Origin of the sequence: Actinocatenispora comari (assembly GCF_017312725.1) — a bacterium.
In the GTDB taxonomy this organism is placed as follows: domain Bacteria; phylum Actinomycetota; class Actinomycetes; order Mycobacteriales; family Micromonosporaceae; genus Actinocatenispora; species Actinocatenispora comari.
In genome coordinates this window covers 25225-47277 of sequence record NZ_BOPO01000004.1, presented here as the reverse complement: position 1 = coordinate 47277, position 22053 = coordinate 25225, and the positions used below count along the sequence as shown (strand labels likewise).

Sequence of the window (22053 nt, the reverse complement as noted above, 5' to 3'; positions counted from 1 at the left end):
GGCGGCCCGGTCGCGGGGGACCTGCCATGCCGATCGCGTGCCACACCTGCGGCCATCCCGACGTCGACCACGACGGCGACGTCTGCTTCCACGACTCGCCCGAGGACCGCTGCGTCGACCACCCGGACCTCGCTCACGGTCAGTGCCGCTGCGAGTACTACCTTCCGCTCGACGACGGCACCGATCTTCCGGCCGGCCACGCCGGGCGGCGCGCCCGGTGACCCGTCCCACCGCCGGCTCGTCGGCGGGCACGCGGTCTCGCCGGTGCGGCTGCCGCGGGGTTCTCCTGAGGTAGGCGGTTAATTACTACACTTGAGTGTCGTAGACATTGTTACTACACTCGCTGTCGTAGTCGGGACGCGTGGTCGGCCACCCGGTGCATCACGCGTGCCGGCCGCGCCACGGACACCTGCGTACGGTCGGTCGACGCGCGCCACGCGGCACCGGCCCGGTGGGGCCACGGCTGCCGACCGACCCCTCGAACCAGCCCGCGACCGCGCCCGGAGGCTGTGCCGGCCCCTGCGCGCTCGGCCGCGGGGAAAGGCGTGCCCGATGAGCCACGTCGCGATCGTCTCGGCCAGCGTCGGTGCGGGGCACGACGGTGCCGCGGCCGAACTGACCCGCCGGCTCGGCGCCGCCGGGTACAAGACCGATCGGTACGACCTGCTCGACCTGCTGCCGCGCTCGCTCGCGCAGCTGCTCACCACCGGCTACTACCGCCAGCTGACGTCGGCGCCGTGGAGCTACCAGGCGACCGTACGGGTCTTCGACCGTGCCGGGCCGACCGGCTTCGCCGCCTGGGCGGTGCGCGGCGCCGACCGCCCGATCCTGCGGCTGGTACGGCCCGACACCGTCGCCGTGGTCTCCACCTACCCGCTGGCGAGCCAGGCGCTGGGCCGGTTGCGCCGCAGCGGATCCCTGCGGGTACCGGCCATCAGCTACCTGACCGACCCGTCGGTGCACCGGATCTGGATCGCCGCCGGCGTCGACGCCTGCCTCGCCGGGTACGACGTGACCGCGGCGCAGGCGCGCCGGCTCGGCGCCGCCGGCGTGCGGCGCGTCGCCCCCGCCGTACCGCCGGACTTCCGGCCGGCCGGCACGCGCGCCGAGATCGCCGCGGCCCGCCGCGCGTTCCGGTTGCCGCCCACCGGGAAGCTCGCCCTGGTGGTCGCCGGTTCGCTCGGCCTCGGCCGGCCGGAACTCACCGCCCGGGAGATCGCCGGTACCGGCCTGGCCACCCCGGTCGTGGTCTGCGGCCGGCACCGGGCGCTGCACCAGCGACTCTCCGGGGTACCCGGCCTGGTCGCGCTCGGCTGGGTGGACGAGATGCCGACCCTGCTGCGCGCGGTCGATCTGGTCGTGCACAACGGCGGCGGGCTGACCAGCCTGGAAGCGCTCGCCACCGGGCTGCCGGTGCTCACCTACCGGCCGCTGGCCGGGCACGGCCGGGCCAACGCGAGCATCCTCGACCGGGCCGGCATCATCCCGTGGATCCGTTGTCCCGCACAGCTTCCCGCCGTACTGCGGCGCACGCTCGACCGGCCGACCCCGGTCCCGGTCGACCGGTCGACCGATCCGGCCGAGGCGATCGTCGACTGCGCGCTGGCGCGCTGAACTCCGGCCACCGGCGGGGCCGAGCCACCGGAATCTCGCACTGGGCCGGCGACCGGGAAGCAGAAACCGGGTCTGGCGCCGAACCCGCGCCCCGGGCTTGCCGTCACGAGCCGACCACGGCTGCCGGTGGCAGATCGAGGGCCACGGCTGCCGGTGGTGGGTCGAGGGCCACGGGCTGCCGGCCGGGAACCGAGGAAGGACAACCGGCCGGCAGCGGCCGAGCGCGCCCCGGGGGACGGGGCGCAATCCGACCAACGCGCGAGCCAGCGGGTCGTCACGCGTTCGGCCGGCGGTGTGACGCAGCCCGCAGCGGTCAGCCGCGTCGCCGGGCGACGAGCACCGCGTCCCGGGTGTGTGCGGTACCGGGCGGTGCGGCGGAGACGCGCGGCCGGATCTCGTCGACCAGTACCGTCCAGCCGTCGTCGAGGACGGCGGCGATCTCGTCGGGCCGGTAGAAGTCGGCGGGGTCGGGACCGCCGTGGGCGTGCGGCGGCAGTTCGGTCGTGTCGTGCCCGGCGACCAGCAGCGTGCCGCCGGGTGCGACGGCGGCGAGCAGCCGGTGCAGCGCGGCGTGGTCGGCCTGCCGGGGCAGCGGGAAGTACTGCGCGGACACCAGCTCGTAGGCGTCCCGCGCCGGCGCGGTGGTGGCGAGGTCGAGCCGGGTGAAGGTCACGGCCGAGCCGTCGGTACCGGCGGCGGCCCGGTCCAGCGCGACCGGGGAGATGTCGATCGCGGTGACCTGCCAGCCGCGGTCGGCGAGCCACCGGGCGTCGGCGCCCTCGCCGCAGCCCACGTCGAGCGCCCGGCCGGGTGGCAGCGCCGACGCCTCGCGGACGAGCACGCCGTTGGGCTGCCCGCTCCACAGCTGGCCGCGCTCGCGGTAGCGCTGGTCCCAGTAGTCGCCGTCCATCGTCGCTGCGCTCGCGTCCGTCATGACCGCAGCGTGCCGGCCGCCGGCCGACGTGACAACTTTCCTTGCCGGACCGGCAAACTCAGCGGCCGTCGCCGTGGTACCGCTGGTGCCAGCGGTCGATGAGGGCGGGCAGCTCGGTGGCCAGGTAGCCGTAGAAGTCGTGCATCTCGGCGAGGCGCCGGCCGGCGACGCTGTCGGCGCCGGCGGTGTCGATACCGTCCCGCGCGGCCCGTTGCATGACGTCGAAGATGGCGTTCTGCCCGCCCATCAGGGTGGCCCAGGCGCCGCGGCGGACCCGGAAGTGGTCGCGGCGGCTGCCGGGTGCCGGCACCCGTTCGATCAGGCCGATCGGGGTCAGCTGCTTGATCGCGCCGGAGACCGAGCCGGAGCTGAGCCGCAGCTGTTCGGCCAGCTCTCCGGCGGTCATGGTCGCCCCGGGGCTGAACACCAGCGCGGCCAGCACCCGCGCGGTCGCCTTCTGCATCCCGTTCTGCGCCATGGTCAGCGCGAACGACTCGGCCAGCTCGGCCAGCCGCGCGCGGTGAGCGCGAACGAGGTGGGCCACATCGACCCGTCGTCCAGCATCGCCCTGTCGGTGAGCCGAGCGTGGCGTAGCGCGCCTTGACCTTCTGCGCCGGCTGGAAGAAGTACGGCACCGCGCCGTCCCGGGCGTAGGCCGGCATCCCGTACCCGGGGGCACGCCGTTGCCCGTCGCGATCACGCCGACCGGGCCGCTTCTCGGTTCCTGATCGCTAGCCGTTCACGCCGGTCAGGGAGAAGAACTCCTGGCGGGAGCGCGGGTCGGCCCGCAGCGTGCCGAGCAAGGTGGAGGTGACGGTGGTACTGCCGGTCGCCTGCACGCCGCGCAGCGTCATGCAGGTGTGCTCGGCGTCGATGACGACGCCGACCCCCTTCGGGTGCAGCTGCTCGTCCAGCCAGTCGGCGATCTGCTTGGTCAGCCGTTCCTGCACCTGGGGCCGGCAGGCGAAGTGCTCCACGATCCGGGCCAGCTTGGACAGCCCGAGGATCCGGGTGCCCGGCAGGTATCCCACGTGCGCGACGCCGACGAACGGCAGCAGGTGATGCTCGCACACCGACCGGATCGGGATGGAACGGGCCAGCACCAGCTCGTCGTACCCCTCGTCGTTGGGGAACGTGGTCAGGTCGAACGGGCGGGGGGTGAACAGTTCGGCATAGGCGCGGGCCATCCGGCCGGGGGTGTCGCGCAGGCTCTCGGCGTCCAGGTCGACGCCCAGCGCCGCGATGAAGTCCGCCGCGGCCCGCTCGGCCGCGGCGAGATCCAGGCCCGCCTCCGGCTGCTTGACGACCCGCAGTGCGCCGCTCGTGGTGGTCATCGGACTCCTCTCCATTTCGCTAACAAGTCTTGGTCATATTTGGCGCCGAGGTCAAGAGCGAGTGGCAGATCTATCGGGCGATGGGTTTTCGGACACGCTCATCGGAGTTACGGTGAGTTGGTGAGCACAGATCCGGCGGTCCGGGCCGTCGCCGCGCTCGACGACGAGCAGCGCGCCCGCATCTACGCCTTCGTCCGCGCCGAGCACCGACCGGTGACCCGGGAGCAGGCGGGTGCCGCCGTCGGCATCTCCCGCAAGCTGGCCGCGTTCCACCTGGACAAGCTGGTCGCGACCGGCCTGTTGCGGGTGCGCGACCAGGACGCCGCGGACCAGCCGCGGGTCGGCCGCCGCCCGAAGGTGTACGAGCCGACCGACGTCGAGGTGCGGATCAACATCCCGGCCCGGCAGCACGACCTGCTCGCCACGATCCTGCTCGACGCGGTGCTGGCGGAGCCCGGCCCGGGTGGCTCCGTCGAGGCCGCGACCCGGGTCGCGCACCGGCGCGGCGTCGAGCTCGGCGCGGCGGTACGGGCCGAGCGGCGTCCCGGCCGGCTCGGCGCCGAGCGGGCCCTGCACCTCGCCGCGCAGCTGCTCGCCCGCTACGGCTACGAGCCGGTCCGGCCGACGCCGAGCAGCCTGCGGCTGCGCAACTGCCCGTTCCATCCGCTGACCGACCGGGCGCCGGAGCTGGTCTGCGCGATCAATCACGCGTTCATCGCCGGGATCCTCGCCGGGGTCGAGGCGGACAGCCTCACCGCGACGCTGACCCCACCGGCGGACGGCGGCTGCTGCGTCGAGCTCAGCCCGCGCCGCTGAACCTCGCCGCCCCGGCACCGCACGCCGCGGCGCTCACCCGCGCCGGCGGCGCAACCCCGGTCACCGTTGCCCGCCCCAGCGGATCCGCGAGCACCGTCCGGTGTGGACGGTCGTGGCTCGGGGCGGGCCGAGGGTCAGGCGTCCCAGGCCGCGCCGAGGGCGAGCAACCGCTCGCGGTACTCGATCGCCGCAGCCCAGTCGGCCGGCCAGCCGTCGGCGCCGTGGTACGCGCCGGCGAAGGCGCCGGCCAGCGCGGCGATCGAGTCGGAGTCGCCGGACGAGTACGCCGCGCGCCGGACCACCGCCGGCGGGTCGTCGGCGAGCTGGAGAAAGCAGTACAGCCCGGTGGCGAGCGCCTCCTCGGCGATCCAGCCGGCGCCGGTGGCCAGGCACGGGTCGGCATCCGGGTCCGGTGCGGCGAGCGCGGCGTCGAGCCGGTCCAGCGCGGCGAGGCACTCGTCGAAGCCGCGGGCGACGAACGACCCCGGATCCGGGTCGTGGCCGTGGTCGGCGAGATCACCCAGCCAGTCGGCCCGGTAGATCGACCGGCCCGCCGCGGCGTACTCGCGCAGCCGGCCCACCAGCTCGGCGGGCCCGGTGCCGTGCGCGAGCAGCCAGACCGCGTGCATCGTCAGGTCGCTCGCGGCGAGCGCGGTGGGATGCCCGTGGGTGAGCGCGGACTGCAACTGGGCCGCGCCGGAGCGCTGCGCCGGATCGAGCCCCGGCACCAGCGCGACCGGCGCGACCCGCATGTTGGCGCCGCACCCCTTCGAGCCGAGCTGGCTCGCCGCCTGCCAGCGACCGCCGCGGCTGAGGTTCTCGCAGGCGCGCAGGCAGGTCGCGCCGGGCGCGCGGTCGTTGTCCGGGGACGCCCACCAGTCGAGGAAGTGCGCGCGGGCCGGTGGTTCCAGCCGCGCCGCCGTCAGCGGGCCGGTCGCGGTCGCCTCGCGCAGCGCCTCGCCCAGCGCGAGCGTCATCTGGGTGTCGTCGCTGACGTACGCGGTGCCGCGTTGCAGCGGCAGTGCCATCTCGCGCCACGGCCCGCACTTCGCGGTGATCCGGGCGACGTCGTTGAACTCGGTCGGGAATCCCATCGCGTCGCCGATCGCGAGACCCAGCAGTACCCCCGTCGCCACCCGCTTCGCCATCGACCCCTCGCTCCCACGCTCGTACCGCCGGAGGCGAAGCCTAACCGGGTCCCGCCACGGCGGCGACCAGTGCGGTGGCGAACGTCGCGGTGATGCCGGTCCACAGCACGGCGAAGCCGAGGTGCCCGGCGGTACGCAGCCGGGAACCGCGCCAGATCGACGGGGTGAACGCGGCGAACTGGCAGAGCCAGCGGGCGCCCCAGAACACGCACTCGCCGGCCAGGATCGCGGCCGCGAGCTGCCCGCCGGCGAGCAGGTCGCCGGTCAGCAGCAGCGGCGGCAGCCCGCCCAGTACGCAGGCGAGGCCGATGAAGCCGGTGTGCAGGTGCATGATCCGTCGGGTCAGCGGGGTCAGTGCGGTGAACTCCCGCAGCCAGCCCAGCCCGTACGGCAGGGCCAGGTGGGCGAGGCCCAGCAGCACCAGGAGCGCGCCGACGGCGCGCAGCGCCAGCGCGATCACCGGCGCAACACCCAGCCGCGAAGTGTCGGTGCGATCATCAGCGGAGCCCCCGACCGCGCACGATCGGTGCCGCTGCCGGCGCGCTCACCGGCGGAACGCCCAGCCGCGCACGAACGGTGTCATCGCCCGCTCGCCGACCAGCCGCAACCCGGCCGGGCCGGCCGGCCGCAGCCAGGCGCGGCGCGGGTGGAAGTGCCAGGCGCCGGGCCCGAACGCCGCGATGGTCGCCGCGTTGCGCGGATGCTCGACCACGACGAGCCGGCCACCCGGCCGCAGCACCCGGGCCACCTCGGCATAGAACGCGGCGCGCTGCGCCGGTCGGCGCAGCTCGTGCGCGGCGATCGCGGTGACCACCGCGTCCAGGCTGCCGGTGGCGAGCGGCAGCGCGTCGTGCCGGCACGGCCAGCCGGCGTCGCCGGACCGGTGCGCCCGGCGGATCGAGCCGGTCACGGTGTCCCGGTAGCAGTCCAGCACGACACCGCGCGCGGTCGGATGGTGTCGCCGCAGCGCAGCGCTCACCTCGTCCAGCCCGGTGGTGACCACGGCGTACCGGTGCGGCGAGGCAGGCAGCAGCGGGTGCAGCCAACCCCAGTCGTACAGCGCGGAGCGGTCGTAGACCCACCAGCTCACGGCCAGCGACGCCGCGGTACCGGCGGCGGTGAGCGCGGCGCCGGCCCGCAGCGCGCGACGCGGCAGCACCGGCAGCCGGCCGGAGACCGCGGTGGCGCCGGCGGCGAGCAGCGCGGCGGCGGCGTACTTCGGCCAGTTGAAGGCGACGATGCGGCGCACCCCGGTCGTGCTCATCGCGGGCTCCCGTCCGGCGCGTGCGCGCGGCCGCGATGCCAGCCGTAGTCGAGCTCGGCGACGTGGAACGCGTTGGCCAGCACCGGCGCGGTACCGGTGAACGGGCCGTGGGTGAGGAACCCGGGCCGTGGCACGGTGACCGTCACCGGCCGCGGCCGCCAGGCGGACCGGAACGCCTTCACCACCACGATCGAGCCGGTCGCCGGCTCGTGGTCGAACGTGTACGGCAGCGGGCCGGCGAACCGGCGGGCGTCGGCCATGGTGGCGAACGGTGAGCCCGCGGGCAGCCCGGCCTCGGCCCGGACGTCGGCCCGCAGCACCAGATCGCCACGACCGTCCACCGTGGACACATCGACCCGCACCTCGGCGTCGGTACTGGTGTCGAGGATCCGCGCCCGGTGGTAACGGTAGCGGGTGAGGGCGTTCGCGCCGAACCGCAACAGCCGGCGGTCGGTGTCGCTGCGCAGCACGTACAGGCCGCGCATGGTGCGGCCGCCCGGGGTGGCGAACCTCGTCATGATGCGGTAGCCGACCAGTACCGCGTCCAGACCGAACCGGGCCGGCAGCCGCGCGGGCCGCAGCCGCCGGGTCGACACCACGCCGACGGCGACGAAACCGACCCCGCGGTACGTGTCGAGGCGCAGCCCGGTGGGCAGCAGCGGGGCGAGCACGGCGGCCGGAAGGGCGTAGGTGAGGACGACGGAGTGGCCGAACCGGGTCGCCATCGGGATCGGGTGCCGGCGCAGTCGCTCGATCATCGCACCGTCCCCACCGACACGGTGCCCCACAGCGGGCAGCGGTCCACCTCGGTCCGGTCCCGCCAGCCGAGGTCGGCATCGAGCGGGCCCGTGGCGCCGAAACCGCGCAGCACCACCGGCCCGCCGGGCCGGACCCCGTGCCGCAGCGCGGCGACCAGCCGCCGTCTGAAGTGGACGGTCGTACCGTCGGCGACGTTGGACAGCGTGACCCCGTCGTACCGGCCGGCCGGGCCGGCGCGCAACTGCTCGACCACATCGGCGAGCACGAACCGTACGCCGCCCGTGCCGGCAGCCGCCCCCGCCGCCCCCGCCGTTCGGGGAGATACCGCTGCCGACCCCGGCGTTCCGACGGATGCCGCCGTTCCCGGCGTTCCGAGGGACTCCGCCGTTCCCGGCGTTCCGAGGGACTCCGCCGACCCCGGCGTTCCGGCGAGTGCCACCGCCCCCGCCGACCCTGGCGTTCCTGCGGATTCCGCCGAACCGGCCGGTACCGCGCTCCGATCCCCACCAGGATGGTCGAGTCCGCCGGGTCGGCCGGGATCGGCGGCAGCGTCGGGCTTGCGGGCCGCACCCTGCCTGCCCGGACCACCGGGGCCCGGCCCGAGGACCAGCCGGCGCAGGTACGGGTTGGTCGCGTTCGGGTGCCGGGACAGCCCGTCGCGCAACCGATCCCGCAACACCGCGTCGAAGCGGTCCGGTACCGCGGCGGCGAGCCCGGGGCGGACCACGAGCGCCGCGTGCCGCAGCGGGCGCAGCAGCAGCCGCAGCGCGCTCCGGTCCAGGTACTCGTCCCACCAGGCGATCTGGTCGGCCGGGTCGGTCAGCCGCAGGAACGGGGCCAGCCGGGCCGGGCGCCAGGCCGGTGCGACGGTGCGCAGCACGTCGCGTCCGGCGGCGAGCAGCCGTTCGGCCTGGCCACGCCGGGGCGGTGCGCCGGCGAGCCGGCCCGCCGCGTACCGCAGCTGGATCGGGTTGAGGTCCACGGCGGTCACCCGGTGTCCGGCGGCGGCCAGCGCCGCGACGGTGTCGCCGGCCGACGCGATCGCGAGCACCCGGGACCCGGGCGGGAACGCCGCCAGCTCCACCCGCGGATCCTCGTACATGTGCCCGAACACCAGCCGAGCGCCCCAGCCCGGCGTCAACCGCCCCGCCCGCCAGGCGGTACCGCCGGTCACGGTCGCCGCCCGGATCGCCTGGCGGACAGCGCAACCAGCCAGCCCAGCGCGAGGAACGCCAGGTTGCGGGCGAGCATCGGCGCCGGCTGGGACAGGTACCGGTGGCCGAACAGCAGGCCGCCGGCGTTGAACGCGACCAGCGCCACGGTCTGCGCCAGTGCGGCGAGCCGCGGCCGGGCCCCGGTCAGCACCCAGAGCCCGAGCCCGACCTCGGCGACACCGATCGCGAGCACCGCGTCGGGCACCAGGGCGGTCGGCAGCCACGGCACCGAGGCCACGATCGCCCGCTGGTCGGCACTGCCGGCGAGGATCTTGTCCCAGATCCCCTCGTACCACCAGACCAGCGCCACCGCCGCGGCCGCGATCCGGTGCGCCCCGGCGTACCACCGCGCGGAGGCGTCCCGAGGCAGCACGCCTTCCCGGCCGCCGGGTGGGTCGCGCCACGGTACGGGGAGGGCTTCCGCGGGTTCCGGGCGGGTCATGTCGGGGCTCCGGCGCGGCGCAGCCGGGAGCGCAGCGCCCGGCGGGCGACCGGGCCGAGGTCGTCGACCACCTCGGCGAGCACGGCGAGCCGTTCCAGCGCGGCGAACGCGTCGTCGGCGGCGGCCGCGTCGACCCCCTCGTACAGCTCCAGGCCGATGAACGCGGCGGCGACGGCCCGGGCGATGCCGGTGCTGTCGGCGATGCCGGCGAGCGGGCTGTCGGCGAGCAACCGGGCCAGTACCTGGTCGAGCTCGGCGACCCACCGCGCGAGGGCGTCGGCGACCGCCGGCCGCAGCGCCGGGTCACCCTGCGCGCCGGCGAGCGCCTGGCCGAGCACGGCGACGTTGCCGAGCCGGCGCTCCTGCGCGTGCAGTTCCCTGCCCACGGCGAGCAGTTCGGAAAGCGAGCCGACCGCGGCGAACCGCTCCCGGTAGGCGGCCACCCGCGCCTCGGTGCCGCGGCCGCAGGCCGCCGCGAGCAGCTCGGTGACGGTGCCGAAGTGGTAGAAGACCAACGCCTGGTTGACCCCGGCCTCGGTGGCGATGACCCGCGCGGAGGCGGCCGCGACGCCCCGGTCGCCCAGCACCCGCAGCGCCGCGTCCATCAGCTTGGTCCGGGTGTCCGCCATCCTCCGCCTTCCCTTCGCCCCTGGTCAGCAGGCACCGTAGCAGAATTTGAGCGACCGCTCAAACTGGCTGCGGGGCGCTCGTCGCGCCGGACCGAGCCGTGGCATGATCGGCGAGCGGCCGACCCGCGGCGCCACGCCGCGCGGCAGCTGCGGCGGAGTCACCGGAGCGGCCGGCGCACCGGTACGGCGGAGCCACCGGGGTGCCGAGTCGCGGGCGCCACCGGTCGGCGGAGTCGCCGGGGTGCCGAGTCGCGGGCGCCACCGGTCGGCGGAGTCGCCGGGGTGCCGAGTCGCGGGCACCACCGGTCGGCGGAGTCGCCGGTGTGGCGAGCGGCGGCGCCACCGGCACGGCGAGGGAGGGCGCGCGGATGACCATGACCGAGCCGACGGTGCCGGGGCACCGGCGCGACCTGCGGGCGCTGCCGAAGGCCGAGCTGCACCTGCACATCTCGGCGGCGATGCGGCCGGCGACGCTGACCGAACTCGCCGAGCAGGCCGGGCTGACCGCGCCGGACCCGCGCGGGTTCACCACGTTCACCGAGTTCCAGCAGGTGTTCGCCGCCTCGCACGCGGTGAGCCAGGCCCGCCCGGAGAACCTGCAGCGGCTGGTACGAGAGCTGATCGAGGACGCCGCCGCCGACGGCGCGGCCTGGGTCCAGCCGCACTTCAACCCGCACGTGTACCCGCGGTTCGGGCCGCCCGAGCAGGTCCTGGAGATGGTGCTGGACACCGCGCGGGAGGCCGGTGCGCGCTGCGGCGTCGGGTTCGGCCTGACGATGGCGGTCAACCGGCACGCCGACCCGGCCGGCGAGGTGGCGCTGGCCCGGTTCGCGGCCCGGCACGCCGGCAACGGCATCCACGCCCTCGGGCTGACCGGCGACGAGTCGCAGTTCGGCGCGGAGCCGTTCGCCCCGGCGTTCGCGATCGCCCGCGATGCCGGGCTCACAGTGGCCCCGCACGCCGGCGAGCTGAGCGGTCCGGACAGCGTCCGTGCCGCGATCGAGACGCTCGGCGCGACGCGCATCGCGCACGGGGTCCGGGCGGCCGAGGACCCGGAGCTGGTGGCGCTGCTCGCCGACCGGGGCATCGGCCTGGACGTCTGCCTGACCTCGAACCGGATCCTCGGCGTGGTATCCGATCTCGCCCGGCATCCGCTGCCGCGGCTGCTCAACGCCGGTGTCCGGTGCTCGCTGGGGGCCGACGACCCGCTGATGTTCGGCGCCGGCCTCGCCGACGAGTACCAGACCGCGCGGGACACGTTCGGCCTGTCCGACGCGCAGCTCGCCGACATCGCCCGTACCTCGCTGGAGACCGGAGACGCGCCGGCCGAACTGGTCCGCTCCGCCACCGCCGGCATCGACGCCTGGCTCGCCGGCCCCGCGGACCAGCCACCGACACCCCGCTGACCGAACCGCCGTCACGGCGGCCGGGCCACCGCCGCAGCGGCGGAACCTCGCGGCGCCGCCGGACCGGGGCTGCGATGGCTCGGGCCATGCCAGCTCGGGCCATGCCAGCTCGGGCCATGCCAGCTCGGGCCATGGCAGCGCGGTGGCGTGGCGGCTCGGTCAGTGGTGGTTCCGTACCGCGGCGGCGCGGAGCGGGCCGCCGCGGTCCGTCGGTCAGAGGCGGAGGTTGCCGGTGGTCTGCACGCGCTTGCCGTCGGCCGGGATGCTGCGCGTGACGCCGGTCTCCACGTTGCCGGTGTGCAGCAGGTACGAGTCGCCCTCGAACGCCTTGTCCGCCAGCGAGAGCGTGCCGCCGGTGAACCGCGCGCCGGTCGCCTGGTACTCGTTGGTGCCGGCCCTGATCGCCAGGTGCGCGGTGTCCGCGTTCGCCGCGGTGCTCGCGTAGGGGCCGAGCTCCCAGCGTACGGTGGCGTCGCCGGCGCCGCGGGACAGCAGCGCCTTGGCGTTGTTGGTACCGGAAACGGTTGCGCCGCCGCCGATCCGCAGCCGCTGCGCCCTGGTCGCGGTGAGCCGCAACCCGACGTCGGACAACGTCCCGCCCTCGATGGTCACCGCGGTGGCGGCGATCGTCACCGGCTGCGCGTCCTCGGCGCCGGTGAACACGCAGTCGGTGAAGTGCAGCTCGCCGGTGCCGTTGAACGCGTTGCCGTTGACGCCGCGGAACGTGCACCGGTCGAAGTACAGCGGGTTGGTGACGTTGGCCTGCACCACCTCGTTGCCCTGCTGGCCCGGGTAGATGACGCCGGCGGTGGGCGTGGCCGGGATGTCGCAGCCGGAGATGATGTTCGCCCGGCCGGAGAGGTTCGACGACTGGGAGACGATGAACGTGTCGCTGGCCTGGCAGCCGCGCAGCTGCACGCCGTCGGCGTTCACCCAGATCATCCCGGAGCCGTCCAGCCCCTTCTTGCCGATGACCCGGACGTCCTCCAGCGTCAGGTCGGTGACCTTCACCCGGGCGACGAACCAGGAACAGACGTGCCGGCGTACCGTGATGCGCTTCGCCGCCGAGCCCCAGGCCGCGCCGCTGTTGGCGAACGTCATCAGCCCGGAACAGCCGGTGTAGACCAGGTCGTGCTCGTACTGCCCGTGCGTGACGAACGGCCCCTGGTCGTCGCCGTCACCGTGGCAGTTGGTCACGTAGCAGTAGGCGGAGGCGGTCCAGTCGTTGAGGTGCCGGGCGTTGGAGGTGTGGCAGTCCTCGACGTGCCCGTACAGGCAGTAGATCTGCTGGGTCAGGTAGCCGGCGCCGCCGTAGTCCACGTCCGGCGGGTTGACCAGCGAGCACTGCTCGGTGCGGAAGAACGTGCACCAGCGGCGCATGATCACCGGCCAGAACGTTGCCGTACCGTGGATGCCGGACACGTCGCAGCGCACCGTGTACTCGTAGGCGAGCGGGTGCGAGCCGGACAGCTCGTCGCCGCCCACCCCGACGAACACCATGTTGCGTACCGTCGTGTTCACCACCGGCTCGACCTTCGTCCAGGTGAAGGTGCGGCCGGCGGCGAACGGCCAGCCGTTCTGGTAGTTGACCCGCACGTGCGTGCCGTCCACCCGCTCGGTGATCTGGACCAGCTTCTGCAGCTCGCGTTCCCAGGTCGTGTTGCGCAGGTTGACCTGCAGCGCGTACCAGTCACCGATGGCGAACGTCGACGAGTCCGCGACCTGGAACACGTCCGACAGCTCGGCGATCGCCTCGGTGGTGGTGAACGTGATCGGGTCCTTCGCGACCGTGCCGCGGAAGTAGAGCACCGCGCCGAACGGGTTGTCGTGCGTGTTGGCCTCGATGCCCTTGCTGCCGACGGTGTGGCCGCCGAAGTCGAGTTCGAGGTTGCTGCGCGACAGGGTGTGCCGCTTCACGAAGTTGAGGTCGGTGTGCGCCTCGATCCGCCAGATGCTCGCGTCGCCGACCATCGCCTCCAGCGCGGCGTCCGCGTTGGTCTTCGGACCGGTGATGCCGAAGCGGCGGAAGTCGAACACGCCGTCGTGCAGCGCGAGCCAGCGACCCTTCTTCGCCTTGCCGTGCGAGGGATCCAGCACGGTACCGCCGTTGTGCGCGCGGGTCGAGCCGGCGTCCCAGCGGTACTGGCCGCCCCCGCCGTCACCGGCGGTGTGGTAGCCGGCGACCAGCGCCACGGTGCCGTCGTGGACCTTCCCGGTGTCCAGCGCGAGCAGGTCGGCGATTCGGGCCAGGCCGTACACCGGGTCGTGGTGGGCGGGCGCGGCCTGTGCGGGGGAGGTGGCGGCGCCGGCGAGCAGCAGCCCGCCGGCGCCGGCGACGGTCGCCAGCAGCGCGCGCCGGCCGCGGGTCGGTGCGGTGTCGGGTGTCGAATCCATGGCTTCTCCTGAAACGGCAGGCAGGATGGCGGCGCGTACGGCGCCGCCGGGAGGTGGTCGGTGCGATCCCGGCACGCCGGGTTCGCGGAGGACGCTGCGATCCCGGTTCGCCGGGCTCGCGGAGGACGCTGCGATCCCGGTTCGTCGGGTTCGCGGAGGACGGTGCGATCCCGGTTCGCCGGGTCGCGGCGGTCAGACGGTGAGATCGGTTCCGGTGTGCACCCGGTCGCCGGCCGGCGGGTACGCCGTGCGGTCCACCCCGGACTCGACGCAGCCGGTCTGCAGCAGGTACGAGTCGCCGCGGAACGCCTGCGGCGACAGGGACAGCGTCCCGCCGGCGAACCGGGACCCGACCGCGGTGTACCGGTTGGTGCCGGTGGCGAGCGCGACGTGCGCGGTGCCGTCGTCGGCGGAGCTGTCGTAGTCGGCCAGCTCCCAGTCGATCGTGCCGTCGCCGCCGCTGCGGGAGATCAGCGCCTTCGCCGCGTTCGTACCGGCGATGCGGGCGCCGCCGCCGATGTGCAGTCGCTGGTCGCGGGTTGCGGTCAGGACGAACCCGGTGTCGGTGTAGCGGCCGCCGGAGACGACCACGTCGGTACCGGCGAACGAGATCGGCTTGCCGCCGGGCGTCCCGGTGATCGTGCAGTCGGTCAGGTACACCGGGCCGCTGCCGTGGCACTCGACACCACTGAGGTCGGTGAAGGTGCACCGGTCGAAATGCACTGCCACGTCGACCGGCGTCTGCACCAGTACGTTGGCCGACGCGACCTCGAACGTGCAGCCGCTGATCACGTTCGGCCGGGACGAGCGGGACGAGGTCTTCGCCACCGCGAACGTCTTCGCCGAACAGCCCCGCAGCTGCAGCCCGTCCGCGTTGACCATGAACTTGCCGTCCGGGTCGAAGGTGCTGCGCGGGATCACCGTGACGTCCTCCAGCGTCAGGTCGCTGATCCGGGTACTGGCCACGAACCAGGACATGACGTGCCGGCGGATGGTGAACCGCTTCGCCGCGGTACCCCAGGCGGAGCCGCTGTTGGCGATGTCCATCAGCCCGGAGCAGCCGGTGAACACGAGGTCGTGCTCGTACTGGCCGTGCGTGGTGAACGGGTTGCCGCCGGCGTCGTCCCCGTCGCCGTGGCAGTTGGTGACGTAGCAGTACGCGGCGTTGACGAAGTCGGTGAGGTGCCGGGCGTTGCTGCTGTGGCAGTCCTCGACGTGCCCGTACAGGCAGTAGATGTTCTGGGTCAGGTAGCCGGCGCCGCCGTAGAACACCGTGGGCGGGTTGGCGATCGAGCAGCGCTCGGTGCGGAAGAACGTGCCCCAGCGGCGCATCACCACCGGCCAGAACGTCCCGACGGCGTGCACGTCGGCCACGTCGCAGCGCACCGCGTACTCGAACGCGAACGGGTGCGAGCCGTTCCACTCGTCCGGATCGGGCTTCGGCCAGTCGGACTCCGCGTACGGGGTGCCGCCGGAGCCGACGAACGCCAGGTTGCCGACCCGTACGTCGGTGACCGGCTCGACCTTCGTCCAGGTGAAGGTGCGGCCGGCGGCGAACGGCCAGCCGTTCTGGTAGTTGACCCGCACGTGCGTGCCGTCCACGCGCTGGGTGACCTGCAGCAGCTTCTGCAGCTCCCGCTCGTACTGCCCGGACAGCGCGTTCACCTCGACCGCGTACCAGCCGCCGACGGTGAAGCTCGCGGAGTCGGCGACCGGGAACACGTCGGACAGCTCGGCGATCGCTTCGGTGGTGGTGAACCGGATCGACTCCTTCGCCACCGCGCCCCGGAAGTACAGCACCGCCTGGAACGGGCTGACGTCCGGGTCGTGGCTGGCCTCCTCGATCCCCTTCGTGGTCACCGTGTGGCCGCCGAAGTCGAGCTCGATCCGGCTGCGGGAGAAGGTGTGCCGGCGAACGAAGTTCAGGTCGGTGTGCGCCTCGATCCGCGCGATCGACGGGTCGGTGACCATCGCGTCCAGCGCCGTGTCGGCGTTGGTCGTCGGCCCGGTCACCCCGAACCGGCGGAAGTCGACGGTACCGGTGTGCAGCGCGAGCCAGCGGCCGCGCCTCGCCTTGCCCCGCGCGGGATCCAGCACGGTACCGCCGTTGCCGGTGCGGGTCGCGCCGGCGTCCCAGCGGTACCCACCGCCGCCGCCGTCGCCGGGGGAGTGGTAGCCGGCCACGACCGCCACCGCGCCGTCGGCCGGGTGCCTGGCCGCGAGCAGGTCGCGGACCGTGTCGTACCGGAGCACCGGCGCGGCCTGGTGCGGCGCGGCCTGCGCCGGGCCGGCGGTCGCGGCCGCGAGCAGCAGGCCACCGGCGCCGGCGGCACCGGCCAGCAGCGCGCGTCTGCCGCGGCCGTGGGACTCGGGAGTGGGATCGTTCATCAGACGTCTCGCCCTTCGCCAGGGGTCGGCAAGCGACCGATCCGTCCGGCGGTGCCAGAACAGTCCGTGGCGGGAGCGGAGCGGGCCGAAAAGGATCCGCGGTCGGGGCTGCGACGCGCGAGTGTCGGCCGGAGCTCGTGACGATGCTGCTGTCGCGAGGTTGCGCCAGCTTAGGTCGGCCGATCCCGGCCGTCAAGACTCCGGCACCGGCACCGGCACCGGCATCGGCATCGGCATCGGCACCGGCATCGGCACCGGCATCGGCATCGGCCCCGGCATCGGCATCGGCACCGCCACCGGCTGTGCCGGCGAGTGCCGGCCGGCGACGGGGCCGGTCGCCGACGCGCTCGGCGCTGCGGTCAGCCGGCGGCCGGGACCGGTGACCGGTCGACGCCGGCCGCTCGGCGGGCGTCGCGGTCAGCCCGCGTCGTCGCGGTGGCCGAGGTCGGCGGAGATGCGGCGGGCCGCGTCCCGGACGGCGTGGCCGAACTCCTGCAGCCGCCACGCCGGGATGTCCAGCTTCATTCCGGTGACGCTGACGGCGCCGACGCAGCGGCCCTCGTGGTCGTGCACCGCGCCGCCGATGCAGAAGATGCCCTCGGCGTCCTCCTCGTCGTCCACCGCGTAGCCGAGTTGCCGCACGTCCGCGAGGTGCGCCAGCAGCCGGTCCAGCTCGACGATGGTCTTGCCGGTACGCCGGGGCATGCCGACGCGCGCGATCAGCTCGGTGACCTGAGCGTCGGTCATCTCCGCCAGCAGCGCCTTGCCCAACCCGGTGCAGTGCGGCAGCTCCCGCACCCCCATCCGCAGGTCGAACTGGATGCGCTGGCCGTTGGTGACCTGGTCGACGACGACCGCGTGGTCGCTCTCGCCGACCGCGAGCCGGGAGCTCAGCCCGGTGGCCTGGGTCAACCCGGTGAGTACCGGCCGGGCCACGTCGCGCAGCGACACCTGGGACTGGGCCCGCCAGCCGAGCCGGGCCAGGCCCATGCCGAGCCGGTACCGGCGGCTCATCCCGTCGCCGTCGTCGGCGACCAGACCGACCTGGCACAGCGTGTACAGGGTGCTGAAGGCGGCGCTCTTGGACAGCCGGCAGGCGGCGGCGACCTCGGTGACGCTCATGCCGTGGCCGGGCTGGGCAGTGGCGAGCGTCTCCAGCACCTCGGCGGCCCGCGCCACGCTGCTCACCCAGTACCGCGAGTCCTCGCCGGCCGGACGCCCTCTGTTCGCCATAGCCGAACAGCATACGGATTTTCTGGCCAATCCCCAACCGAACCCTTGACTCGCTGGTCAGGCCAGCTCTAGGTTTGCCGCACAGCGTTCGGCAATGCCGAACAGTGTGTGGCGAGAGCAACGGAGCAGGATCACGCGAGCGCGGTCGGGCTGGGCCGCGCCGCGGCGAGGACGAGGAGCACCGAATTGCAGGGCACAGCGTGACGGCGGCAGACGCCCGCGGCGCCGGGCTGGCCGAGCGCGCCCGGCGCGTCATCCCGGGCGGGGTGAACTCCGGCCAGCGCAGCATCCCCGGCCTGGCCGACCTGGTGATCACCGCGGCGAGCGGTGCCCGGTTCACCGACGCCACCGGCCGCGAGTACGTGGACTACCACGCGGCGTTCGGCCCGCCGCTGCTCGGCCACAACGACCCGGACGTGAGCGCCGCGGTCGCCGAGGCCGGCCGTACCGCCGACCTGTGCGGCGTCGGGGTGACCCCCGGTGAGGTCGAGCTGGCCGAGCAGCTCTGCGAGCTGGTACCCAGCCTGGAACAGGTGCTGCTGACCTCGACCGGCAGCGAGGCGACGTTCCACGCGCTGCGGGTGGCGCGGGCGGCGACCGGCCGCCGGCTGGTGGTGAAGTTCCAGGGCTGCTACCACGGCTGGCACGACTCGGTCAGCCTGAACGTGATCTCCGCGCCGGACCGGGTCGGCGCGCACGACCCGATCTCCACCGGCATCCTGCCCGAGGTGCTGGACGCCACGCTGGTGCTGCCGTTCAACGACGTCGCAGCGGTCCGCGCCGCGTTCGCCGAGCACGGCGCCGACATCGCCGCGGTGATCGTGGAACCGGTCCCGCACAACGTCGGCTGCCTGCTGCCCGACCAGCAGTTCCTGCAGGCGCTGCGGGACGAGACCACCCGGCACGGCTCGGTGCTGGTGTTCGACGAGGTGATCACCGGGTTCCGGCACGCGCTCGGCGGCTGGCAGCAGCTGTCCGGCATCACCCCGGACCTGACCACGCTCGGCAAGGCCATCGCCAACGGGTACCCGGTGGGCGCGCTCGGCGGCCGCGCCGACCTGATGCGGCTGTTCAGCACCACGCCCGGCGCGCCGGCGTTCTTCGCCGGTACCTACAACGGGCACCCGGCGGTGGTCGCGGCGGCGCTCGCCACCCTGCGCAAGCTGCGTACCGAACCGGTGCACGAGCACGTTTTCGCGCTCGGCGAGAAGATCCGCGCCGGCCTGGCGGAGGTGTTCGCCGAGCTGGACGTGCCGGCGGTGGTCACCGGGTACGGGTCGGTGTTCGTCAGCTACCTGATGTCCGGGCCGGTTCCGCGCACCTACACCGACCTGCTGCGCAACGATGTCGGTATGTTCATCGGCTACCGGCGGCGGCTCGCCGAGCACGGCGTCTTCGAGCTGCCGCTCAACCTCAAGCGCAGCCACGTCTCGTACGCGCACACCGCCGCGGACGCCGACCGGCTCGTCGAGGCCACCCGCGCCGCGGTGCGCGACACCCTGGCCGACGGCGGCGTGGACCAGCTCGCCGGTACCTCCACCATGGGCGGAGCCGATGCTCACCGTTGACACCACCCGGCCGACCACCGCCGCCGGCCGGATCAGCCGGGTCGAGACGCTGATGCTCGGCACCGCCTGGCGCGACTTCGGCTACGTCCGGATCCACACCGACGCCGGGTTGCACGGCGTCGGCGAGATCACCCACCCGTACCGGGGGCGGGAGACCTGCCAGCTTGCCGAGGCGATGGCGCAGCGGCACCTGATCGGCGCCGACCCGTTCGACGTGGAGGAGATCTGGCTGCGCCTCTACCAGGGCGACTTCCTGCGCGGCGGGGACATCGGCGGCGTCGTGCTGAGCGGCGTGGACCAGGCGCTGCACGACATCATGGGCAAGGCGCTCGGCGTCCCGGTGTACCGGCTGACCGGGGGCGCCTGCCGCTCGTCGGTCCCGGTGTACGCGAACGGCTGGTACACCGGCGATCGGGAGCCGGCGGCGTTCGCCGCGAAGGCGACGGAGACGGTGGCGAAGGGATACTCGGCGCTCAAGTTCGACCCGTTCGGCGCCGGGCTGGGCGAGCTGTCCCGCACCGAGCTGCGGCGGTCGGTCGACATCGTCGCCGCGGTGCGCGAGGCGGTCGGCCCGGACGTCGAGCTGTTCGTCGAGGGGCACGCCCGGTTCGCGATGCCGACCGCGGCGCGGCTGGTGGCCGAGCTGGCGCCGTTCGACCTCGGCTGGTTCGAGGAACCGTTGCCGTGGACGCACATCGAGCGCTACCCGGAGCTGCGGGCGCGCGCGAGCATGCCGATCTCCGGCGGCGAGCACTTCCACAACCGGTACGAGTACAAGCAGCTGTTCGCGACCAACGCGGTGGACATCATCCAGCCGGACCTGTCGATGGCCGGCGGTTTCACCGAGCTGCGCAAGCTCGCGGCGCTGGCCGACCTGCACGCGATGCTGGTCGCCCCGCACAACTCCAACTCTCCACTGTGTACCACCGCGTCGGTGCACGCCGCGCTCGGCGTGCCGAACCTGAAGATCCTGGAGACGTTCGACTCGCTGCTGGAGGACTTCGTCTTCGACGCGATCACCGGCACGCTGCCCATCGTGGACGGACGGGTCGGGCTGCCGGAGCGGCCCGGCCTCGGTGTCGAGCTGGTCGACGAGGTGTTCGCCGAACACCCGCCGACGCAGGGGTTCTGGAACATGTTCGCGCCCGGCTGGGAACGGCGGGAGCGGACGTGATCGTCGACGTGCACGCCCACCTGTTCGGCTGCGCCGACCACGTCGGCGACCCGTTCCGGTCCGAGGCGGCCCGGGCGCGCGGCGGCGAGGTCGACCTGACCGTCCGGTGGGAGCAGTACGCGGCGAGCTGCCCGCCCGGTACCCGCACCATCGTGGTCGGCGGCAAGGCGCGGCGCAGCGGGCTGTGGGTCGACGACGCGGACGTCGCCCGCTACGTGGCGGCCCACCGGGAGGCGCTGATCGGTTACCTGGCCGTCGATCCGACCCAGCCCGGCTGGCAGGACGAGCTGCGCCGCGGACACCAGGAACTCGGGCTGCGCGGCGTCAAGCTGATGCCGATGTACGCCGGGTTCGACCCGGCCGATCCCGCCTACGACGACCTGTACTCCTACGCCGAGCGCCACGGGCTGCCGCTGCTGGTGCACACCGGTACCACGTTCGTGTCGGCCGCGCCGCTGAAGTACGCGCTGCCGGTGCACCTGGACGAGGTGGCGATCCGGCACCCGGAGCTGCGGATGGTGCTGGCGCACCTGGGCCACCCGTACGAGGGAGAGTGCATCGCGATGATCCGCAAGCACCGGCACGTGTACGCGGACGTCTCCGCGCTGCACTACCGACCGTTCCAGCTGTGGCACTCGCTGCGGCTGGCGCAGGACTACGGGGTCTGGAGCAAGCTGCTGTTCGGCAGCGACCACCCGTTCACCACGGTGAACGACTCGATCGACGGGCTGCGCGCGATCGGTGCGGTACCCGGCATTCCCGGTCTGCCGCCGCTTGCCGCGGACGAGATCGAGAAGCTGATCCACCGGCCGTCGCTGGACCTGCTGGGGCTGTCGTGACCGACCGGCGCGAACCGCCCGACCGTTCCGGCCGGCCTGAGGCGGGCCGGTTCGACCTGACCGGTCGCCGGGCCGTGGTGACCGGTGCGGCGCAGGGGCTCGGCGCGACGCTGGCGCTCGGCCTCGCCGAGGCCGGCGCGGCGATCGTCGCGGTGGACCGGCCCGGCGCGCCCGGCCTCACTACGCTGACGGACCGGATCGAGGCGGCGGGCGGCAGCTGTCGCCCGGTCGGCTTCGACCTGGCCGACACCGAGGGCCTGGCCGGGCTCGCCGACAGGATCTGGGGTGCGGCCGGGCCGGTCGACATCCTCGTCAACAACGCCGGTACCGCCCGGCTGGAGCACTTCAACCAGATCACCGTGGCGGGTTGGCGCGAGCTGATGCGGATCAACCTGGACGCGGTGTTCTTCCTGTCCCAGCGGATCGCCGAGCAGATGATCGCGGCCGGGATAGCCGGCCGGATCATCACCGTGTCGTCCAAGAACGGGCTGATGGCCGAGGCCGGACTGGCCCACTACAACGCCTCCAAGGGCGCGGTCGAGCTGCTCACCCAGTCGCTCGCGGCCGAACTCGGCCCGCACTCGATCACCGCCAACACCATCGCGCCGGGCATGCTCGCCACCCCCATCGCGGACGACTTCCCGCTGGACCGGCCCGCGTTCGACGACGCCTGGCGGGACCGGATCCCGCTGGCCGGCGGACCGGGCTCGCCCGAGGACTGCGTCGGCGCGGTGCTGCTGCTCGCCTCCGACGCCGGCCGCTACATCACCGGCACCCACCTGGTCGTGGACGGCGGCGTCCTCGCCGACCAGCTCCCGCGGCTGCGCTTCATGCCCCCGTACCGCAACACCGTCCGGCCCTGAGCGTCGGCCAGGGGACCGGTACGCGCGCCGGCTG

Annotated in this window: 21 protein-coding genes; 8 read left to right on the top strand and 13 right to left on the bottom strand. The window is 74.0% G+C overall.

Annotated elements, in window-relative coordinates; all coding sequences use genetic code 11:
• Positions 1-26 precede the first annotated feature (26 nt).
• Together NUM_RS01995 and NUM_RS01990 are read left to right on the top strand one after the other, a co-directional pair.
• The gene (locus NUM_RS01995) at positions 27-221 is read left to right on the top strand and encodes a hypothetical protein (protein ID WP_207122784.1); all 195 of its coding nucleotides are present in this window, start codon (positions 27-29) and stop codon (positions 219-221) included.
• Positions 222-552: 331 nt separating this feature from the next.
• Positions 553-1614 (top strand): glycosyltransferase family protein, encoded by a 1062-nt coding sequence (locus tag NUM_RS01990; protein WP_207122783.1) that lies wholly within the window; start codon positions 553-555, stop codon positions 1612-1614.
• 313 nt (positions 1615-1927) lie between these two features.
• Here NUM_RS01990 and NUM_RS01985 read toward each other — a convergent pair whose 3' ends face one another.
• The 3 genes from NUM_RS01985 to folE form a co-directional block, all read right to left on the bottom strand.
• Positions 1928-2548 carry a class I SAM-dependent methyltransferase gene (locus tag NUM_RS01985; RefSeq protein WP_207122782.1) on the bottom strand — a complete coding sequence of 207 codons (621 nt, stop codon included), beginning with the start codon at positions 2546-2548 and terminating at the stop codon, positions 1928-1930.
• A gap of 58 nt (positions 2549-2606) precedes the next feature.
• Positions 2607-3092: a GbsR/MarR family transcriptional regulator gene (locus tag NUM_RS01980; protein ID WP_225918269.1), complete on the bottom strand. Its 486-nt coding sequence runs from the start codon at positions 3090-3092 to the stop codon at positions 2607-2609.
• 187 nt (positions 3093-3279) lie between these two features.
• A complete protein-coding gene (gene folE / locus NUM_RS01975) occupies positions 3280-3882 on the bottom strand; it encodes a GTP cyclohydrolase I FolE (RefSeq protein ID WP_207122781.1) in 603 nt (200 codons plus the stop codon).
• 120 nt (positions 3883-4002) lie between these two features.
• Between folE and NUM_RS01970 the strand changes: the two genes are divergently transcribed.
• A complete protein-coding gene (locus NUM_RS01970) occupies positions 4003-4698 on the top strand; it encodes a helix-turn-helix transcriptional regulator (protein ID WP_225918268.1) in 696 nt (231 codons plus the stop codon).
• A 134-nt stretch (positions 4699-4832) separates the two neighbouring features.
• Here the strand turns inward: NUM_RS01970 and NUM_RS01965 are convergent, their stop codons facing one another.
• The 7 genes from NUM_RS01965 to NUM_RS01935 form a co-directional block, all read right to left on the bottom strand.
• Positions 4833-5846 (bottom strand): ADP-ribosylglycohydrolase family protein, encoded by a 1014-nt coding sequence (locus NUM_RS01965; RefSeq protein WP_207122780.1) that lies wholly within the window; start codon positions 5844-5846, stop codon positions 4833-4835.
• Between the two features lie 40 nt (positions 5847-5886).
• A complete protein-coding gene (locus NUM_RS01960) occupies positions 5887-6306 on the bottom strand; it encodes a hypothetical protein (protein ID WP_207122779.1) in 420 nt (139 codons plus the stop codon).
• Positions 6307-6390: 84 nt separating this feature from the next.
• Positions 6391-7110 (bottom strand): class I SAM-dependent methyltransferase, encoded by a 720-nt coding sequence (locus NUM_RS01955; protein WP_207122778.1) that lies wholly within the window; start codon positions 7108-7110, stop codon positions 6391-6393.
• Positions 7107-7868: a DUF2071 domain-containing protein gene (locus tag NUM_RS01950; RefSeq protein WP_207122777.1), complete on the bottom strand. Its 762-nt coding sequence runs from the start codon at positions 7866-7868 to the stop codon at positions 7107-7109. Before NUM_RS01950 ends, NUM_RS01955 begins: the two co-directional genes overlap by 4 nt.
• Entirely contained in the window at positions 7865-9043 is a 1179-nt protein-coding gene (locus NUM_RS01945) for a DUF3419 family protein (RefSeq protein ID WP_207122776.1), read from the bottom strand. Before NUM_RS01945 ends, NUM_RS01950 begins: the two co-directional genes overlap by 4 nt.
• Positions 9040-9525 carry a DoxX-like family protein gene (locus tag NUM_RS01940; RefSeq protein ID WP_207122775.1) on the bottom strand — a complete coding sequence of 162 codons (486 nt, stop codon included), beginning with the start codon at positions 9523-9525 and terminating at the stop codon, positions 9040-9042. Before NUM_RS01940 ends, NUM_RS01945 begins: the two co-directional genes overlap by 4 nt.
• Positions 9522-10154: a TetR/AcrR family transcriptional regulator gene (locus tag NUM_RS01935; protein ID WP_207122774.1), complete on the bottom strand. Its 633-nt coding sequence runs from the start codon at positions 10152-10154 to the stop codon at positions 9522-9524. Before NUM_RS01935 ends, NUM_RS01940 begins: the two co-directional genes overlap by 4 nt.
• Positions 10155-10522: 368 nt before the next feature.
• Between NUM_RS01935 and add the strand changes: the two genes are divergently transcribed.
• A complete protein-coding gene (add, locus tag NUM_RS01930) occupies positions 10523-11560 on the top strand; it encodes an adenosine deaminase (RefSeq protein WP_207122773.1) in 1038 nt (345 codons plus the stop codon).
• A gap of 213 nt (positions 11561-11773) precedes the next feature.
• On the opposite strand, the gene NUM_RS01925 is transcribed toward add, so the two are convergent.
• From NUM_RS01925 to NUM_RS01915, 3 genes are all read right to left on the bottom strand, one after another.
• On the bottom strand, positions 11774-13954 hold the full coding sequence (locus NUM_RS01925) for a hypothetical protein (RefSeq protein ID WP_207122772.1): 2181 nt from the start codon (positions 13952-13954) through the stop codon (positions 11774-11776).
• 192 nt (positions 13955-14146) lie between these two features.
• Entirely contained in the window at positions 14147-16342 is a 2196-nt protein-coding gene (locus tag NUM_RS01920; RefSeq protein WP_207122771.1) for a hypothetical protein, read from the bottom strand.
• Between the two features lie 417 nt (positions 16343-16759).
• A complete protein-coding gene (locus NUM_RS01915) occupies positions 16760-17575 on the bottom strand; it encodes an IclR family transcriptional regulator (RefSeq protein WP_207122770.1) in 816 nt (271 codons plus the stop codon).
• A 200-nt stretch (positions 17576-17775) separates the two neighbouring features.
• Here NUM_RS01915 and NUM_RS01910 point away from each other — a divergent pair, with 200 nt between their 5' ends.
• Genes NUM_RS01910 through NUM_RS01895 form a run of 4 tightly spaced genes read left to right on the top strand, consistent with a single transcriptional unit; the run spans position 17776 to position 22019 of the window.
• Complete coding sequence (locus NUM_RS01910; RefSeq protein ID WP_207122769.1) at positions 17776-19143, top strand: aspartate aminotransferase family protein; 1368 nt, start codon at positions 17776-17778, stop codon at positions 19141-19143.
• Positions 19130-20317: a mandelate racemase/muconate lactonizing enzyme family protein gene (locus NUM_RS01905; RefSeq protein ID WP_207122768.1), complete on the top strand. Its 1188-nt coding sequence runs from the start codon at positions 19130-19132 to the stop codon at positions 20315-20317. Before NUM_RS01910 ends, NUM_RS01905 begins: the two co-directional genes overlap by 14 nt.
• Positions 20314-21156, top strand: coding sequence for an amidohydrolase family protein (locus tag NUM_RS01900; RefSeq protein WP_207122767.1), 843 nt, complete (start codon positions 20314-20316; stop codon positions 21154-21156). Before NUM_RS01905 ends, NUM_RS01900 begins: the two co-directional genes overlap by 4 nt.
• On the top strand, positions 21153-22019 hold the full coding sequence (locus NUM_RS01895; RefSeq protein ID WP_207122766.1) for an SDR family NAD(P)-dependent oxidoreductase: 867 nt from the start codon (positions 21153-21155) through the stop codon (positions 22017-22019). Before NUM_RS01900 ends, NUM_RS01895 begins: the two co-directional genes overlap by 4 nt.
• Positions 22020-22053 lie beyond the last annotated feature (34 nt).

Bases quoted from the DNA above. Each gene is read 5' to 3' on its own strand.
- NUM_RS01995 (WP_207122784.1), top strand. From the start codon at position 27: ATGCCGATCGCGTGCCACACCTGCGGCCATCCCGACGTCGACCACGAC.
- NUM_RS01990 (WP_207122783.1), top strand. From the start codon at position 553: ATGAGCCACGTCGCGATCGTCTCGGCCAGCGTCGGTGCGGGGCACGAC.
- NUM_RS01985 (WP_207122782.1), bottom strand. From the start codon at position 2,548: ATGACGGACGCGAGCGCAGCGACGATGGACGGCGACTACTGGGACCAG.
- folE (WP_207122781.1), bottom strand. From the start codon at position 3,882: ATGACCACCACGAGCGGCGCACTGCGGGTCGTCAAGCAGCCGGAGGCG.
- NUM_RS01965 (WP_207122780.1), bottom strand. From the start codon at position 5,846: ATGGCGAAGCGGGTGGCGACGGGGGTACTGCTGGGTCTCGCGATCGGC.
- NUM_RS01955 (WP_207122778.1), bottom strand. From the start codon at position 7,110: ATGAGCACGACCGGGGTGCGCCGCATCGTCGCCTTCAACTGGCCGAAG.
- NUM_RS01950 (WP_207122777.1), bottom strand. From the start codon at position 7,868: ATGATCGAGCGACTGCGCCGGCACCCGATCCCGATGGCGACCCGGTTC.
- NUM_RS01940 (WP_207122775.1), bottom strand. From the start codon at position 9,525: ATGACCCGCCCGGAACCCGCGGAAGCCCTCCCCGTACCGTGGCGCGAC.
- NUM_RS01935 (WP_207122774.1), bottom strand. From the start codon at position 10,154: ATGGCGGACACCCGGACCAAGCTGATGGACGCGGCGCTGCGGGTGCTG.
- add (WP_207122773.1), top strand. From the start codon at position 10,523: ATGACCATGACCGAGCCGACGGTGCCGGGGCACCGGCGCGACCTGCGG.
- NUM_RS01925 (WP_207122772.1), bottom strand. From the start codon at position 13,954: ATGGATTCGACACCCGACACCGCACCGACCCGCGGCCGGCGCGCGCTG.
- NUM_RS01920 (WP_207122771.1), bottom strand. From the start codon at position 16,342: ATGAACGATCCCACTCCCGAGTCCCACGGCCGCGGCAGACGCGCGCTG.
- NUM_RS01915 (WP_207122770.1), bottom strand. From the start codon at position 17,575: ATGGCGAACAGAGGGCGTCCGGCCGGCGAGGACTCGCGGTACTGGGTG.
- NUM_RS01905 (WP_207122768.1), top strand. From the start codon at position 19,130: ATGCTCACCGTTGACACCACCCGGCCGACCACCGCCGCCGGCCGGATC.